This window comes from Haladaptatus sp. R4, from assembly GCF_001625445.1.
GTDB lineage: Archaea > Halobacteriota > Halobacteria > Halobacteriales > Haladaptataceae > Haladaptatus.
The window spans coordinates 44,513-60,941 of record NZ_LWHG01000031.1; the positions used below are offsets into that span (position 1 = coordinate 44,513).

The 16,429-nt window shown below is 59.8% G+C and carries 11 protein-coding genes, 2 tRNA genes and 1 pseudogene; 13 read left to right on the top strand and 1 reads right to left on the bottom strand.

From position 1 onward, the window contains the following. Positions 1 to 5 precede the first annotated feature (5 nt). The 5 genes from A4G99_RS20865 to A4G99_RS20885 all read left to right on the top strand — a co-directional run bounded on the left by A4G99_RS20865 (position 6) and on the right by A4G99_RS20885 (position 5,530). Positions 6 to 1,553, top strand: a complete 1,548-nt coding sequence (locus A4G99_RS20865; RefSeq protein WP_066147894.1) for an ABC transporter ATP-binding protein — start codon at positions 6 to 8, stop codon at positions 1,551 to 1,553. After that, complete coding sequence (locus A4G99_RS20870) at positions 1,550 to 2,848, top strand: ABC transporter permease (protein ID WP_223302088.1); 1,299 nt, start codon at positions 1,550 to 1,552, stop codon at positions 2,846 to 2,848. Before A4G99_RS20865 ends, A4G99_RS20870 begins: the two co-directional genes overlap by 4 nt. Positions 2,849 to 2,853: 5 nt before the next feature. Next, a complete protein-coding gene (locus tag A4G99_RS20875) occupies positions 2,854 to 3,906 on the top strand; it encodes an ABC transporter permease (protein WP_066148296.1) in 1,053 nt (350 codons plus the stop codon). Positions 3,907 to 4,265: 359 nt separating this feature from the next. Beyond that, complete coding sequence (gene cdd / locus A4G99_RS20880; RefSeq protein ID WP_066147897.1) at positions 4,266 to 4,652, top strand: cytidine deaminase; 387 nt, start codon at positions 4,266 to 4,268, stop codon at positions 4,650 to 4,652. 59 nt (positions 4,653 to 4,711) lie between these two features. Then, the gene (locus tag A4G99_RS20885) at positions 4,712 to 5,530 is read left to right on the top strand and encodes a nucleoside phosphorylase (protein ID WP_066147900.1); all 819 of its coding nucleotides are present in this window, start codon (positions 4,712 to 4,714) and stop codon (positions 5,528 to 5,530) included. Here A4G99_RS20885 and A4G99_RS20890 read toward each other — a convergent pair. Continuing rightward, positions 5,527 to 7,826: pseudogene (locus A4G99_RS20890) on the bottom strand (DUF2298 domain-containing protein). The gene A4G99_RS20885 and the pseudogene A4G99_RS20890 overlap by 4 nt on opposite strands. 137 nt (positions 7,827 to 7,963) lie before the next feature. Between A4G99_RS20890 and A4G99_RS20895 the strand changes: the two are divergent. The 8 genes from A4G99_RS20895 (at position 7,964) to A4G99_RS20935 (ending at position 16,407) form a co-directional block, all read left to right on the top strand. Beyond that, positions 7,964 to 8,038: transfer RNA gene (locus A4G99_RS20895), tRNA-Met, on the top strand. A gap of 206 nt (positions 8,039 to 8,244) precedes the next feature. After that, positions 8,245 to 8,319, top strand: a tRNA-Met gene (locus tag A4G99_RS20900). A 233-nt stretch (positions 8,320 to 8,552) separates the two neighbouring features. Continuing rightward, on the top strand, positions 8,553 to 9,236 hold the full coding sequence (locus A4G99_RS20905; RefSeq protein ID WP_066147903.1) for a type 1 glutamine amidotransferase domain-containing protein: 684 nt from the start codon (positions 8,553 to 8,555) through the stop codon (positions 9,234 to 9,236). Between the two features lie 460 nt (positions 9,237 to 9,696). After that, a complete protein-coding gene (locus tag A4G99_RS20915) occupies positions 9,697 to 11,751 on the top strand; it encodes an ABC transporter substrate-binding protein (protein ID WP_150123197.1) in 2,055 nt (684 codons plus the stop codon). Positions 11,752 to 11,935: 184 nt separating this feature from the next. Continuing rightward, positions 11,936 to 12,922 carry an ABC transporter permease gene (locus A4G99_RS20920; protein WP_223302089.1) on the top strand — a complete coding sequence of 329 codons (987 nt, stop codon included), beginning with the start codon at positions 11,936 to 11,938 and terminating at the stop codon, positions 12,920 to 12,922. A 3-nt stretch (positions 12,923 to 12,925) separates the two neighbouring features. After that, positions 12,926 to 13,882 carry an ABC transporter permease gene (locus tag A4G99_RS20925; RefSeq protein ID WP_082837984.1) on the top strand — a complete coding sequence of 319 codons (957 nt, stop codon included), beginning with the start codon at positions 12,926 to 12,928 and terminating at the stop codon, positions 13,880 to 13,882. 3 nt (positions 13,883 to 13,885) lie between these two features. Continuing rightward, positions 13,886 to 15,037 carry an ABC transporter ATP-binding protein gene (locus A4G99_RS20930; protein WP_066147914.1) on the top strand — a complete coding sequence of 384 codons (1,152 nt, stop codon included), beginning with the start codon at positions 13,886 to 13,888 and terminating at the stop codon, positions 15,035 to 15,037. Continuing rightward, on the top strand, positions 15,007 to 16,407 hold the full coding sequence (locus A4G99_RS20935) for an ABC transporter ATP-binding protein (protein WP_066147917.1): 1,401 nt from the start codon (positions 15,007 to 15,009) through the stop codon (positions 16,405 to 16,407). Before A4G99_RS20930 ends, A4G99_RS20935 begins: the two co-directional genes overlap by 31 nt. The last annotated feature ends 22 nt before the right edge of the window (positions 16,408 to 16,429 follow it).

Below are 16,429 nucleotides of genomic sequence, written 5' to 3' on the forward strand. Positions count from 1 at the left end.
TTAGAATGAGCCGGGCGGTACATCTCGACGGCATTACGAAGCGATTCCCGGGTGTCGTCGCAAACGACAACGTCGATCTGACGATAGAGCCGGGGTCGATTCACGCACTTTTAGGGGAGAACGGTGCCGGGAAGACGACGCTGATGAACGTCCTCTACGGACTGTACGAACCCACCGAGGGGAACGTCGTCATCGACGGCCAACCACGCGAGTTCGATTCGCCGAGCGATGCTATCGACAGCGGTATCGGCATGATTCACCAGCACTTCATGCTCGTCGATACCCTCACGATTACAGAAAACATCGTTCTCGGCAACGAGCCTCGAAAGTGGGGTGGATTGGCAATGGACCGAACTCGCGCCGAACGCGAGGTGCGAGAACTAAGCGAGCAGTACGGGTTCGACGTGGACCCGAACGCGCTCGTCGAAGACGTGAGCGTCGGCGTGCAACAGCGCGTCGAAATCCTGAAAGCACTGTATCGGGGCGCGGACGTCCTCATCCTCGACGAGCCAACCGCAGTGCTCACGCCACAGGAAATCGAGGAGTTGCTCTCGGTTCTCGACGAACTCACGGCACAGGGAAAGAGCATCATCTTCATCACCCACAAACTCGGCGAGGCAATGCACGCCGCCGACCAGATTACCGTCCTTCGGGACGGAAAGAACGTCGGTTCGGTCGATACCGACACAACGAGTCGCGAGGAACTCGCGGAACTCATGGTCGGTCGTGAAGTGCTCCTCGAAACCGACAAGGACCCGGCGGACCCCGGCGACGTGATGCTCAACGTCTCCGGGCTTCGAATCACGGACGAACGTGGCGTCGAACAGGTGTCCGGCGTCGACGTCGTCGCCCGTGAAGGAGAGGTGTTCGGCATCGCCGGTGTCGACGGAAACGGCCAATCCGAACTCATCGAGGCAATCACCGGCCTTCGCTCGCCGGACGAAGGCGCGGTTTCGTTCGACGGTCGGGACATAACTGGACTGTCCCGCCGGGAGCGAATCGACGCCGGAATGGCCTACATTCCCGAAGACCGGCAAGTTCGCGGTCTCGTCATGGAGTTCGACCTCGTGGAGAACGGTCTCCTCGGAAGCCAGCATTCGGAGCCGTACTCACACGACGGTCGAATCGACTGGAACGGGACGCGGGTACACGCGGAGGACATCATCGAGGAGTACGACGTGCGACCGCCCGACGCCGACGCGTCGGCGGAGTCGCTTTCGGGCGGGAACCAACAGAAGTTCATCGTCGGTCGGGAGTTCGCTCGTGATCCGTCGCTCGTCGTCGCCGCGCATCCGACGCGCGGTGTGGACGTCGGCAGTATCGAGTTCATCCACGACCGATTGCTCGACTTGCGCGCGGAAGGGAAAGCGATCGTCCTCATCTCCTCGAAACTCGACGAAGTGCAGCAACTCTCGGACCGACTCGCAGTCATGTACGAAGGAACCATCATGGACGTCGTTGACCCGGACCAGGTAACCGAAGAGGAACTCGGCCTGCTGATGGCGGGCGAGCATCCGGATGACACACCCAGTCTCCGAGGTGAAGTTCAGTGAGTTCGTGGCGGGACCAAGCGGAAAAGGGCCTCACTCGACTCACGGAAACGTCGGCGGTCGAACGGATTCTCATCAGCCTCGCCGCGCTCGTCATGTCGATCATCGTCGGCGGGTTCGTCATCCTCATCTCGGGATGGGTCGCGACCTGTTCCGAGCCGTTTCTCGCACAGCAAGTCCTCATCACGATTCCGGGAACGGGCGGCTGGGGGGTCCAGTTCCCGATTCCGGGATCGTTCTGTTACAACCCGATCCAGGTGTACAAGTATCTCTTCGTGGGATCGTTCGCCAACCCGCAGACGTCCACCCTGTTCCCGCCGGACTTCGTCCTCGACAAGTTCAGCCTCGCGGTAACGCTGCGCCAGACGAGCGTCCTCCTGCTCGCCGGACTGGCCGCCGCCATCGCGTTCCGGGCGGGAATGTTCAACATCGGAACGCAAGGACAACTCGTCCTCGGTGGACTCGGCTCCGCGCTGTCGGTGCTGTGGGTCGCCCCACATGTCCCCGGCGGACTCGTGGGAAGCATCATCCTCATCCCGCTCGGGTTGCTATCCGGAGCGGTCGTCGGTGGTATCTACGGTGCGATACCAGGAGCGATGAAGGCGTACGCGGATGCGAACGAGGTCATCACGACCATCATGCTCAACTTCATCGCCACGGGTATCGCGTTCGTCCTCGTCTCGGAGTACTTCAAGAATCCGGCGAGTCAGACCGTCGAAACGCGTCCGATGCCGTCGGCGGCGGTGCTGTCACCCATCGTCTTCCCGAGTCAGGCGTCGTTCTCCATCCTCGTCCTCATCGGCGCGCTCGCCCTCTCGGGAGGGGCCTACCTGCTCCTCCACCGGACGGCGTTCGGGTACGACCTCAGGACGAGCGGCGTTCAGCCGGAAGCCGCGGAGTACGGCGGCGTGGACGCGAAGCGAACGATGGTATCGAGCATGGCCCTCTCCGGTGCCGTCGCCGGAATCGCGGGGACGGTGTACGTCCTGATGATTCTGGGCCGGTGGCAACAGGGCGTTCCGTCCTACGGTTTCGACGGTATCACGGTGACGATCCTGGCGGGTAACAACCCGCTCGGTATCCCGCTGGCTGCGCTCCTGTTCGGCATGCTGAAAAGCGGGAGCCTCGCCATCGACTTCGGACTCGGCGTTCCGAAACAACTCGTCGGCGTCCTGCGCGGTCTCATCATCCTGTTCGTCGCCATGCCGGAGTTCTTCCGGATGATCGGCAAACGGGTGACGACCCCGAGTTCGTCGGGTGCCGTCGCCGCGGATGGCGGTACGAGTCGACGGAGGTGAGAACGATGAATAGACGCGTTCGGCTAACCATCTGGTCCGTCGTCATCGCGGCGATCATCGGCGTCGTCGGGTTCCTGTTCCCGAACAGCGTCGTCGGCAAGATCGTCGGCACGATCAACGGGAGCTACGCGAGTGCGGCACTCCGCGCGACGGTACCGATCGGATTCGCCGCACTCGGCGGCATCTTCGCCGAGAAGAGCGGCGTCATCAACATCGGACTCGAAGGCCACCTCATCATCTCGGCGTTCACCGGTGTCGCGGTCGCCAACGCGCTCGCCGGACCGGCAGGCGCGACACAGACGACCCTCTGGCTCGGCTTCTTCGCCGCAGTCATCGCGAGCGGACTGCTCGCGCTCCTGTTCGCCGTCGTCTGCATCGAGTTCAAGGCCGATCAAATCATCGCCGGACTCGCGGTGTGGCTCATCGCGCTCGGTCTCGCACCGTTCGCGAGCAAGATCCTGTGGGGCGGAATCAACAGTCCGAGCGTCGGGACGATAACGAACTGGCGGATTCCGCTTCTCGCGAAGATCCCGGTCATCGGTCCGGTGCTCTTCAACGCGAACCCGACGGTGTACATGCTCCTCATCGCCGTTCCGCTGACGTGGGGAGTCCTGAACAAGACGGCGTTCGGTCAGTGGGTGAAAGCCAGCGGGGAGAACCCGATGGCGCTCGATACGGTCGGGATTAACGTCCACCGCGTGCGATACGCGAGCGTCCTCATCTCGGGGCTCCTCGCCGGAATCGGTGGTGCGGGGCTCTCGCTCGGGCAGGCGGGGCTGTTCAACGGCAGCGGCACCACGATGGTCAACGGCCGTGGCTGGATCGGCATCACCGCCTATTTGTTCGGGAACTACAACCCGTTCGGCGCGTTCGGCGCGTCGTTCCTCTTCGCCAGCCTCGACGCGCTTCAGTTGCGACTCCAGCAGGTCGGGTTCAACGTGCCACGCGAACTCATCGGAATCATCCCGTACGTGACGGTCATCATCGTGTTGGTGTTCGTCGGGCACACGCGAACCCCGGACGCCGCAGGCGAACCCTACGAGTCCGGCGAGGAATAGGGTGCACGGCGGCGGTCGGTCGTTCGCGATGACCCGTTTTTGATCGACCCGATTCCCTTTGTCTTCGGTTCGTTTCCCCGATTCGTTCGACGCGAGGAGCAGTTGCTGTGGGGAGTTCCGTAAAGTCACGGATAGTATGGTTTGAACGAGCGCGAGCGAAACGAGCAGTCGGACGAGCACGGCGATTCTGGTTCCGTGATGGTATATGAACGTTCGGGAAAGTGGAGAGAGAGGACTCGTACGGACGCGGCGTGTGCGCTCGGCGTGTGCACCGCGTCTTCGCGCGCCGACCGCTCCGCTACTCGTCTCGAACCTCCCGTTTTCGGGTTTTATTTGAACCGTCGTCACGCATCCGTCGTATGGACGAACTCGTCGAGCAGGCACGCGAGATTCAGGACCGTGCACACGTCCCGTACTCGGAGTACCCGGTCGGGGCGGCGCTCAGAACCGCGGACGGAACCGTCTACGTCGGCTGTAACATCGAGAACGCGAACTTCAGCAACTCGCTCCACGCCGAGGAAGTCGCGTTCGCCGAGGCGATAAAGTCGGGACACCGGGAGTTCGACCGTCTCGCGGTTAGTTCCGCGCGGCGTGACGGCGTGACCCCCTGTGGAATGTGCAGGCAGACGCTTTCGGAGTTCTGCGACGACGACCTCGTCGTCGTCTGCGACCACGGCGACGACGTTCGGGAGTACACGCTCGGTGAGTTGCTGCCGGATACGATCACCGAGGAGATGCTGGACTGATCGTCGTCCGTCGCCCGAAACGCGAAGCACCTATTTCTGCGGCGGCGAACGTGAGTGGTATGGATGATAGCGAAGACCCGAACGCGGAGGTACAGTACCACATCGAAGTCGGCGAGGACGACGTTGCGAACGCGGTTCTCCTGCCCGGTAACCCGGAACGAGTCGAAAAGATAACCCAGTTCTGGGACTCGGCGGACGAGAAGGCGTTCCACCGCGAGTACCGAACCGTGACGGGAACGTACGACGACGCGCCCATCAGCGTCACTTCGACCGGCATCGGCAGTCCGTCGGCCGCGATTGCGGTCGAGGAACTGGCGCGAATCGGTGCGGACACGTTCATCCGCGTCGGGTCCTGCGGAGCGATCCAACCCGAGATGAACGTCGGCGACCTCGTCATCACGACCGGCGGGGTTCGACAGGAAGGGACGAGCGACGAGTACGTTCGGGAGGATTATCCGGCGGTCGCGGATTACGAAGTCGTCGCGGCGCTGGTCGCCGCGGCGGAACGACTGGATTATGACTATCACACCGGCATCACGATGAGCGCCGACAGTTTCTACGCGGGGCAGGGTCGTCCCGGGTTCGAGGGCTTCCTCGCGGAGGGAGGCGACGAACTCGTGTCCCATCTGCGGGACGCGAACGTGAAGAACATCGAAATGGAAGCGAGCGCGATTCTGACGATTGCGAACGTCTACGGTCTCCGAGCGGGAGCGATTTGTTCGGTGTACGCGAACCGCGAGACCGGCGAGTTCAGAACCGAAGGCGAACATCGGGCCGCCGAAACGGCCAGCCTCGCGGTGAAGCTACTCGCACGGATGGACGAGGTGAAAGCGGAGGCGGGCGTGGACCGTTGGCACCCGGGTCTCTCGCTCGACTAGCTCGTTTTCCCGACCTGCTGTTCGATAACCGTCCCGTTGACGCGGTAGATCGCCACCGACCCGGAGCGATACACTTGGCGAATTCCGGGGAAGCGTTCGAACGACGTCTGACCGTAGCGCTCCCGCTCGCGCGGGCCGTAGTAAATGTATTCGACGTCGTATCGTTCCAATAGCTCCGCACGGGTTTTCCACGTCGTGGTCGGTGCGAAGATCGACGCGACATCGTTCTTTCGAGCCTGGTAGGCATCGTTCCCGCGATAAATCCGCTCTTGATACCAACCGACGATGGTCGGAACGCCGGTGAGCGACGACGCGGGACTCCCCCAGACGTAGGGCTTTCCGGGCGCGGACGCGATGTGCGGGCGTCCCTCTCTCGCGTCGAGCCATTCGATCGCTCCGGCTTCGCCGGGGTGGAACGTATGGACGAACGCCAACCCGTCGAGCGTCGGGTCGTCCGCTCGATGGATCGGGTTGTCCGTCGTCACGTGCTCCCCCAGGGAGAACACGCCGTACACGGATGCGACCAGTACGAGAAGCGTCGCACAGACCGCGGCCGCCTGTCGCCCCCCTCGTGACGTTTGGCTTCGAGTTACCGTCCCGGCCCGAGCGGCCGTCTCGGTTGGAATCGCGGCCGCTACCAACCGTGTCAGTGCGACGCCCGCGGCGACACCCCAGAGGACCCACAGCTGCATGTACACCTTGAACACCGTGTTGAACCGTCCGGAAATGGCGTTGTCTCGCACGTAGGCGAACTCGACGAGCAGGACGAGTCCCGCACCGGCCACCAACAGTACCGTCTCGAATCCGAGGTCGGCGTCCGAACGGAGGAGCAACCATCCACCGACGAGAAGCGGGGCAACCAACAGCAGCGCCGCGGCCCCTGCCTTCCAACTCAGGAGGCCCAACAGGAGACCGAAGATTACCACGAGTGCCGTATCCCAGTCCTTCCATCGGGCGTTCAACCCGAGATACAGCGCGAACAGACAGAGGAAGATGCCGTGGACGATGAGCAACTCGACGGCGTTGCTTCGGTCGGGGAAAAAGCCGAGGCCGCGTGCGCCTGCGGCCCCGAGCAACACGTTGAGGATGAACGGGGCCGCCCACACGAAAGCGAGACCGCCGACGGCGGCGACGATGAGCAGCGAAACCGTGATCCTGATGAGTTCGTCGGCCAGCCGCGACCGTTCGCCGATTTGAAGCAGTCGCTCGCCGTGCGGAACGAGCGTCGCCGGATGTCCTTCGACGAACACGAGCGAAAGCCAGACGACACCGAGTGCGGTTGGAAAGCTCCAGAAACTGACGGTGCTGATAAAGCCGACGACGGGTGGAAGCGCGACGAAGAGGAGGAGACGTCGCCGCTTGGTGTCGGAACGATATATCGCATAGCCGAGCGCCGCGACGAACAACAGGAACGGTTGGCCCATCATGTGGGCGTGAAGGTCCCCGTTCAGATACGCGAAGAAGGGGAACTCGTTTATCGTCCCGACCATGACGCGGCTGGCGTCCCAGTAGTGGAAATCGGTCGGTGAGATGGGAATCGCCGACGGGTCCATCTCCAGCGGTTTCGCTATCGTTTTCAGCAACCACTGTGGGAAGCTTCCCGCAACCAGACGCAAGGGGGTGTAAACGTTCCCGGCGAAGCCGACGAAGAACCCGGCAGCGATACCGGCGAAGCGTCGAGGTATCCCCTTCCTGTCGCGATCGCGCTCGCCAGACCGTAGGCGGACGTGATGAGCATACCGTAGAAGCCGGAGAGGGCGAGGTTGTAGCTGTAGCGGGGAAGCGTCCCCGTGAGTTTCGTCAGAATCGCGGCGATGAGATGGCCGCCGTAGTAGTACTGAATCGATTTCCCTGCAAACCACATGTCCTCGGGCGGGAGTTTCGGGGTTCGCATGAGCGATTGCAGCACGCCGAAATCGAGGAACTTCTCGCCCCCGGTCGCGATGATGGCCGGATCGATGGCCCGGATCACGACGAGAAAGCAGAACGCAACCGTGAAAACGACCATCGCTTCCGTGTACCCCTCCAAATCGAGTTCGAGGTCGTACCGCGTCAACGCCATCGAGAGGGCGGCGAGAACGACGATGGCGACGACGACGGTAGCGCTCGTAAACGCAAACTGGCCGAGCCAATAGGTGACGACCGTCACCACGACGAGACTCGCCGGAAGGGCGAACGTCGCCCCACGGTCGGGAAACGTCCGAAACAGTGCCGCTGCAATGGGAAGCCCGGCCAGCGCGAGGGCGTAATAGATGACCAGCCAGAACGCAACGAGCACGAACTCCATCTGGGTCATTCGGAGCACCGCAGTGATATACTTCTTGTGGGGATGTAGGAGAACGAACACATTTTTGATAGATCTGATCACGGCATAAAATCACACACGGCGGTCGAATCACAACCCTTAACCACTGGACGGCAGTATGAATTGATAGCGGGATGGGATAGCCAGGAGATTCCGGCGGGCTCATAACCCGCAGATCGGTAGTTCAAATCTACCTCCCGCTATTTTACTTCGATCTCAACTCCCGAATGACGGGTAGAGTCTTGCCGCTGTCGTCGGGATTGCATGAACCTACGGAGTGGATTTGAATCAGGAAGCGAAGCGGAACGACCGTGGTTCGAATCTACCGCCCGCTATTTACACACGACTTTCACCGACCAGTTATTTCTTAATCACAACCCTTAACTACCGGACGGCAGTATGAACTGATAGCGGGATGGGATAGCCAGGAGATTCCGGCGGGCTCATAACCCGCAGATCGGTAGTTCAAATCTACCTCCCGCTATTTTCTCTTTACTTCACCTCTCAAGCGACGAGCTGAGCCTCGTCGCGGTCATTTAGCTGGATAATCCTGCGGAGTAGATTTGGATCAGGGAGTGGCGCCAAACGGAACGACCGCGGTTCGAATCTATCTCCCGCTGTTTTCACACGATTTGTCTTTCAGCGGTCGGTTCTCCCTTTCCCTCAAAATCGGCCGGTGCCATCCGACTTATTCCCCTTGCACCGGTAGAACCGTGCATGCCATCCGCATTGTTCGTGGTGAGCGAGGAGGGATATTGGGGAGAGGAGTGCATCGAACCGCTGCAAACGCTGGACGGGGCTGGTGTCGAGATAACGGTCACGACGCCGAGCGGGGGAAAACCCGTGGTCGATGAGCGATCCGTCGACCCCGAGAACGTGGGCGAAGAAACCGCAGAGCGTGTTCGGGAAGCCGACGAAACGGACCCGCGACTGCAGGACCCGGTTCCGCTGGCGACGACGAGCGTCGAGGAATACGATGTCGTCGTCTTCCCCGGTGGGCACGGGACGGAGTGGGACGTAAATCAGGACAAGCACGCCCGAAACCTGCTCCGTGATGCGGTCGAAACGGGCGATACGAAAGCACTCGTCGTCTGTCACGCCGTTGGCTTGCTGGCGTTCACTCGTGACAGTGACGGAGGCTTCCTCGTGGACGGACGAAACGTCACCGGGTTCCCGAACGAGTGGGAGGAGGGAATCGTCGATGACGACGACTGCATGCCGGACGGACGAAAACTACCGTACTGGGTCGAGGACGAAGTGAAAGCGGCGGGTGGAACGTGGGACGCCGAACTCGACGCCGAAACCAGCGTACGAACCGACGGTGATTTACTCACCGCACGTGGTCCGGGGTCGTCGCATGCGGCGGCGACGACGCTCCTCTCCGCACTCGATGTCGAATGATCCCGATGCGAAGCGGGTGATTTATACTTGACTCGTTCCCAGTTGGCACGAGATGCTAGGGACGCGCGGCGTGTTGGCGGTGGTGGCAGGGGTAGTCATGATAATTGCCATCCCCGTTCTACGCTCCGGACGCCGGTCGACGGGCCTGTGGTTACTGACCATCGCGTTTTTTATCGCCACCCTCTGGTCCGCCCTCAGTCTCGCATGGACTCGGGATCATTCCGGGATGCTTTCGTTCCAATCGTATTTTATGCTAGCGACGACCGCAGTTGCTGGGACGATCTATTATGGGATGCTTGCTAGAGAAGTAAGCGCTGAACATTAATTTTATTTATTTTGTGATAGAATACGATAGAAACTCCTTACTAGTTTTATTGCGTTAATTGCTTCTATGAAGTCTGAACGACTAAATGCTTATGCTAACCAGTAACTTTAAATACATCTTCTACAAGTCTTTGGTATGCCACGGCGACGCAACCGAAGTGGTGCAGATGATAGCCGACGGAAGTTTCTGAAGGCGAGTGGGGCGGGTGCTATTGCTCTCTCCCTTGCGGGCTGTTCCGGTAACAGTGGAGACAGCAAAACTTCTTCCGACACGTCGACAGGGAACGGGGAAACCGAAACGACGAACGAACCGAGTCAGAACACTCTTTCTCCGGACGATATCGAACCGGGTGGAACGCTCCGGTACGGGATGGATACCGCGCCGGACAGTCCGAACATCATGCTGGCGGGCAGCGTGTATTCCGCAGTTGCGCTGGACCCCGTGTACGACTACGGTGTCGTACAGGACCCGGTCACGTTCGAAATGAAACCGGAGGTCTTCACCGATTGGACCCTGAAGAATGCGGAGAAGGACAAACCGGATGTTTACGTCAAAGCCCGAAAAGACGGCTTGAAATGGAACGACGGTGAGGAGTTCAAGATGGAGGACATCTTGTTCTCCTACCAGTTCCAGCTCGACAACAAGCCCGGTCAGTGGTCCGTCTGGAACTACTTCGACAAGATCGAGGAAGCGAAAAACGACTGGGACTTTCACATCAAACTGTCCCAGCAGGTTGGGACGTGGGACTCGGACGTCGTCGGCGGCGCTCCCATCATTCCCAAGCACAAGTGGGAGGGTGTCGATTACAAGAACTACGACCCGACGAAGGCGAACGACGAGGGTCCGGTCGGAACCGGGCCGGGTAAGCTGGTCAAATGGAACGCGGACACCTCGATGCAGATTAAGTTCCGCCGCGATTACATCGAGAACGAGTACGCGCTCAACAACCTCGACTGGAAGAAAGAGAGCAAGACGCTCATTCACGGCGGTCCGTTCCTCGACGGCGTGAACTTCAAGGTGTACGGCGGAACGTCGGCGATGACGCAGGCCTTCTTGCACGACAAAATCGACACGCACTACGGCAGCATGGAATCCTCGAAGATTCCGAAAGTCAAGAAGATGGACGGCACCGGTCTCGTCAAGGGATACGACAGCGGGTTTTCGTACTGTGGTTTCAACTGCCGCCGCTCGCCGCTCGACGACGTCGCCCTCCGGCAGGCGATGGCGTTCATGTTCGACGATTACTACTGGACGACCAAACTGCACGGCGGATACGTCCTCAAAGGCGATTACGCCCAGTCTCCGGGATACAAAGGTGTGCGTCCCGAGACCGTGTACGATGGCGAACTGCTCAAGGACCCCCGCACCAACGCGTTCGACTTCCGCGCGGAGAAAGGCAAGAAGCCGGACGTCGAAGGTGTTCGCAAGTTCCTGACGGACGGAAACGTCATCGACGGATCGAAAGGCACGTTCGTCGGGAAGAAGTTCCCCGGATCGTTCTCGGGCGTCAAAGCGAGCCAGTCGAAGGCGAAGTACAAGTACACGTTCGGTCCGGTCAAATCGGACGTTCTCAAGAATTCGGATGCCGACGTGACGAAGGAGATTCGGGTCGACGGCAAGACCATCACGGAGATGATGGGCGACGGTGGCATCACCCTCCTCATCGACCCGCCGGGAGAACAGCCCAAGATCGCGAAAGGGATCAACCGCTGGAAGAACAACCTGCATCAACTCGGTATCCCGGCCCACACCGAATCGATCTCGTTCAACACCATGTCGGGTAAGGTGTACCAGGAGGAGGACTTCGACGTGTACCCGATGGGCTGGGGCGGAACCAGTGCGTACGGAACGTCGCTTCACTCGTTCTTCTACTCCGGAAATTCGGGAGACGACACCGACAAGTTCGCCTACAACTCCACCGGGTACGGTGTGGCGGGCGGAAGCGCGGACAAGCTTCTCGAAAAGGCGTACACGGAGACCGACCCCGACAAGCGGTCCAAGAAGTACGCGAAGGCGATGGAGAAGATCTACCTCGACATGCCCTACATGGTCCAGTCCTATGACAAATACCGCTGGCCGGTCAACTCGAAGAAGTTCGGCGGGTTCGTGAAGAACATCGTCGACCCGGCATATGCGAACTGGGACGCGGAGTACAGCAGCATCTACCTGAAAGAGAACCTGAAGCAGTAATCGCGCTTTCGAACCCTTTCGAGTGGGTTTTTCGCGGTACGGCAGTGGGAATCGGTGGTTGAATTTACTCCGTGATCGATGCGAAAATCATCACATTGATAATGAAGGTATTCCATGAATGACATGGATACACACAAATAAACGAAATGGTAAACAGTATGTCGAAATCAACGGACGGTAGAGTATGACAAAGATCAGCACCCGCTATCTCGCGAAGCGATTGGTCGTCTCGTATCTGACGCTACTCGTCATCATGACGATCATATTCTTGCTCATTCACAGCATGCCCGGGTCGATCATTTCGAGCATGATCACTCCGAAAATGAAACCCGCGCAAATCGACCGTATCAGACAACAGTGGGGACTGAACCAACCGCTGTGGAAACAGTACCTTCACTACATGGTCAACTACCAGACGGGCAACTTTGGCCGGTCGCCGACGAAGCACGTCGCCGTTTGGGACGTCATTATCCGACGGTTCCCGCGAACGATCATCCTGTTCGGTGCCGGGTTCATCACCGCGTACACCGTCGGCCCGCTCGTCGGAATGTATCTGGGTTGGTGGCGAGGGTCGAACAAGGACAAGACCATCTACACGTCCGGTCTCTTCATGTACTCGATGCCCGCGTTCTGGATCGCGTGGCTGTTCATCTGGGTGTTCAACTACAAACTGGACCTGCTGAAAAGCGCGTACATGATCGATCAATTCGGGGTGTCGAATTGGACGCCGTTCTTGGCGATGTCGAACATCCTCTCTCACATCGCGTTACCGCTCTTCAGCATCGCGTTCGTCGGATGGGTCGGTTCCATGCTCGTCATGCGACCGTCGATGAACAACGTCACCGGGGAGGACTACGTGTTCCTCGCGCGAGCGAAGGGACTCAGCGAACGTACCGTAATGATGAAACACGCGGCGCGGAACGCATTGATTCCGGTCGCAACGCAGGCTATCGTCGGCCTCGCGTTCCTCGTGGACGGGAGCGTCATCATCGAACAGGTGTTCAGTTGGCCCGGTATCGGGAAGCTACTGGTGAGTGCAGTGCAAGGAAGGGACTACCCGATCGCACAGGCGGCGTTCTTCATGACCGCGATACTCATCATCTCCATGCGACTGCTGACGGACGTCGCATACACCTTCCTCGACCCGCGGATCAAGTTTGGAGGGGACTAACGAATGTCAACACAATCCGAAAACGCTTCAACGACAAGTACGCTCAAAGAGCAGTGGAAACCGCGAATCGAACGATTTCGACGGGGGTGGAGCCGATATACGCAGCACAAGATGGGCGTCATCGGACTCATCATTCTCGTCGTGTACATCCTGTGGGCGCTCTTCCCGTCGGTATTCGCTCCACATTCGCTCGACTGGCGAGCCTTCACGGGGACGGATCAGTACGCTCGCATCTCGCTTCAACAGCAGCAGCAATTACCGTATCCCCCTGTCTTCGGCGATCCGTTTTTCGCACCGTTCGGAACGACCGACGATGGGGTAGGTGTTCTGACACTGTTGATTTACTCGACGAAAACTGCACTGTATATCGGGTTCGCCGCGGGATTGCTCTCCAGTCTCGTCGGCGTCCCACTCGGTCTCATCAGCGGGTTTTACGGTGACACCTGGATCGACGAAGCCATCCAGCGCATCGTGGACGTGATGTACGGGTTGCCGTTCCTCCCGTTCCTCATCGTTCTCGTCGCCGTCAACGGCGTCAACACGACGAACATCATCATCGGCATCGCGGTCACCTCGTGGCTCAACAACTGCATCCTCATTCGCGGGGAGACGTTGTCGCTCAAGGAACGGGCGTACATCGAGTCGGCGCGCGTCGCGGGGGCGAGCGACACGCGAATCGTGTTTCGGCACATCCTGCCGAACGTTATCCCACTCGCGTTCGTGTTCCTCGCCCAGGACGCGGCGGGCGCGATCCTCGCACAGGCATCGCTCGCATTCCTCGGGTACGCCCCAACCAATACACACTCGTGGGGGGTAATGCTCGAAAACGTCCAAGCCAACGGTCACATCTTCGACGCACCGTGGTGGCTCATCCCGCCGGGGCTAGCCATCACGTCCCTCGCAGCAGCGTTCTACTTCATCGGATTCTCGGTGGAGGACCTCGCCAACCCACAGGAGTAACTCATGTCACTGCTAGAAGTCAACGATCTATCGGTTCGCTACGACGCCGGGGACAAGCAGGTCCACGCCGTCGATGGCGTCAGCTTTAGCATCGAACACGGCGAGACGTACGGTCTCGTCGGTGAATCAGGGTGTGGGAAAACCACGCTGTCGAAGTCGCTGATGCACCTGCTCGATTCGAACGGGTACATCGAACGCGGCGAGATTTGGTTCGACGGAACTCTCCCCGAATGGGAAGACGGGAACGGAAACGTCCGACGAGAGGTAATCGAGGACGACCGATACCCGGTTCGTGAGGACGGGATGACCGACCTCGCACGACTGGATAACCAGCAAATCCGTGACGTTCGGTGGCGGAACATCGCGCTGATTCCACAGAGTGCGATGAATGCACTCAATCCGGTGTACAAAGTCGGCGACCAAATCGTCGAAGCCATCCTGCGCCACGAACCGGAGATACCGGCGGAACAAGCACACGAACGGGCACGAGACCTCATTCAGCGGGTCGGCATCGACCCCGAGCGTGCGGACGACTACGCACACCAGTACAGTGGTGGCATGAAACAGCGTGCCGTCATCGCGATGGCGATGGCCTGCAACCCGGACATGCTCATCGCGGACGAACCGACGACCGCACTCGACGTCATTATCCAGGACCGAATCTTGGAGGAGTTGGAAACGCTCCAAGACGAGTTCGACGTCGCCATCCTCGTCGTCAGTCACGACGTGAGCGTCATGGCCGAAATCTGTGACCAACTCGCGGTGATGTACGGCGGAAAGATCATGGAAAGCGGTCCGATGGATGAGGTACTAACGGAATCGGCGAACCCGTACACGCTCGGGCTGAAGAACTCGTTCCCGACGGTCGAAAAGGCGGACCAGGACCTCGTCTCCATTCCCGGGTCGCCGCCGACGTTGCTCGACCCGACCGACGGCTGTCGGTTCGCGTCTCGGTGTCCGTTCGTCGTGGACGAATGCCGTTCGGCACACCCGCCGATGTACGACGCAGAACGAGCGGAATCCGGAAAGAGAAGCGAAGCGAGTTCACCCCACGTCCATCGGTCGGCGTGCTATCGGGTTGACGAACTCGAAACGATCCGTACTGAAGCACGAAAGGAGGAAAAATGGCAACAGATCACGACGCAAACGCACTAACCGAAACGGACCACGACGGAGATGCACTAGTAGAGATTCAAAACGTCTCGAAACTGTTCGGCCTCTCACAGGGTGTCATCGACCAACTGCTCGGTCGAGAGCTCCAACCCGTTCGGGCAGTACAGAACGTCGATCTGAATATCAACAAAGGCGATATCATGGGTATCGCCGGTGAATCCGGGTGTGGGAAGACCACGCTCGGGAAACTACTGGTCAAGCTGTACGACCCGACCGAGGGACGGATCATGTTCGACGGGCGGGATATGAGTGAACTGGCTCGGGAGGACAAGAAGGTGTTCCGCCAGCGCGTCCAGATGATCTTTCAGGACCCGTTCGAGAGCTTGAACCCGCGAATGACTGTGTTTCAGTCGGTCGTCGAACCGCTCAAAATCAACGATATCGGGGACGGCTATCAGGACCGGCGCGAGCGGGTCGTTCAGGTGTTGAACGACGTCGGACTCTCGCCCGCGGAAGCCTACCTGAACGAGTTCCCGAAGGAACTGTCCGGTGGCGAGCGCCAGCGCGTCGCTATCGCGCGTGCGCTCGTCGTGAATCCCGATTTCATCGTCTGTGACGAACCCGTCTCGATGCTCGACGTTTCCATCCGGGCGGGTGTGCTGAACCTGATGAAGGAGCTACAGGAAGAGTACGGATTGACGTACGTGTTCATCAGTCACGACCTCTCGCTGATTCGGTACATGTGTGATCGAACCGCGATCATGTATCTCGGTGGAATCGTCGAACAGGGACCAACCGACGAGGTGGTGAACGATCCCAAACATCCGTACACCGAAGCCCTCTTCGATGCTGTGCCGGAGATCGAGCCCGAAACACAACGTCAGCGGGCGAACGTCACCGGCGAGGTTCCGAACCCCAGAAACCCACCGACTGGCTGTCGATTCCACCCCCGCTGCTCGAAGATCATCCCGCCCGAGGACTGGACGGGAAGTCAAGAGGCGTTCCGGCGTGGTTTCAGTTTCAAACATCGAGTTCGAGCGGGAGACGTCTCGGCCGAGGACATCGACGAACGACACGCGGAGCAGCGAGACGCGGTAGACCGAATCCTCGAAGTCGGTCTTGCACTCGAACTGCCCGAGGAACACCAACTACCCGGTGAGGAGGCTGGAGCGGTGACTCTCAGCGCTCTCGACATGCCACGACAGGCCGAAAACGCGCTTCGGTCCGCCACGCGGGACCTCCTCGACGGCAACGAGGAAGACGCGATGGAGCAACTCGACCGGCAGTTCAACACCATCTGTGAACGGGAGGTCCCGCAACTCCACGAGTCCGGGGACCAAGTCAGTGCGTGTCATCTGTACGATTCATCGACACCGAACACGGAACCCATCACGCCGGACGCTTCCGACTGATCCCGACCCTCTTCTCGAAGCC